Origin of the sequence: Duganella violaceipulchra (genome assembly GCF_019166075.1) — a bacterium.
GTDB classification, from domain to species: domain Bacteria; phylum Pseudomonadota; class Gammaproteobacteria; order Burkholderiales; family Burkholderiaceae_D; genus Rugamonas; species Rugamonas violaceipulchra.
In genome coordinates this window covers 1-827 of sequence record NZ_JAHTGR010000088.1, presented here as the reverse complement: position 1 = coordinate 827, position 827 = coordinate 1, and the positions used below count along the sequence as shown (strand labels likewise).

Sequence of the window (827 nt, the reverse complement as noted above, 5' to 3'; positions counted from 1 at the left end):
GACGCTTCGGCGCGATCGACATGGACGGCCAGCGCATCCTGAGCTTCAAGGAAAAACCGCAGGGCGACGGCAACTGGATCAACGGCGGCTACTTCGTGCTGTCGCCGAAAGTGATCGACCTGATCGAGGACGACAGCACCATCTGGGAAAAGGGCCCGCTGGAACAGCTGGCCGCCGACGGCCAGCTCGACGCCTGGCTGCACAAGGGCTTCTGGCAGCCGATGGACACGCTGCGTGACAAGATCCTGCTCGAAGAGCTGTGGGACAGCGGCAAGGCGCCGTGGAAGCGATGGCCATGAATCCAGCATTCTGGCTCGGCAAGCGTGTTTTCCTGACCGGGCACACCGGTTTCAAGGGTAGCTGGCTGAGCCTGTGGTTGCAGCAACTGGGCGCCGACGTCACCGGCTACGCCCTCGAAGCACCAAGCCAGCCCAGCCTGTTCGAGACCGCCGGCGTCGCCGCCGGCATGAGCTCCATCATCGGCGACGTGCGCGACGGCGCAGCCCTGCGCGAGGCGATGATGAAGGCCCGGCCCGAGATCGTCATCCACATGGCGGCGCAGGCGCTGGTGCGCTATTCATACGCCCATCCGGTCGAGACCTACGCCACCAACGTCATGGGCCTGGTGAACTTCTTCGAAGCGGTGCGCAACACGCCCGGCGTCAAGGCCGTGGTCAACGTCACCAGCGACAAGTGCTACGAAAACAAGGAATGGGCCTGGGGCTACCGCGAGAACGAAGCCTTCGGCGGCTACGACCCCTACAGCAACAGCAAGGCCTGCGCCGAGCTGGTGACGGCCGGCTACCGCTCGTCGTTCTTCCACCCTG

2 protein-coding genes are annotated in these 827 nt (G+C 64.7%); both read left to right on the top strand.

The features are described 5' to 3' along the window. Positions 1-299, top strand: a 299-nt coding sequence (locus KVP70_RS33085) for a sugar phosphate nucleotidyltransferase (protein ID WP_255575886.1), incomplete at its 5' end; no start/stop codon positions are given. Continuing rightward, on the top strand, positions 296-827 hold a 532-nt coding region (locus KVP70_RS33080), incomplete at its 3' end, for a GDP-mannose 4,6-dehydratase (RefSeq protein WP_217946683.1). The genes KVP70_RS33085 and KVP70_RS33080, both read left to right, overlap by 4 nt.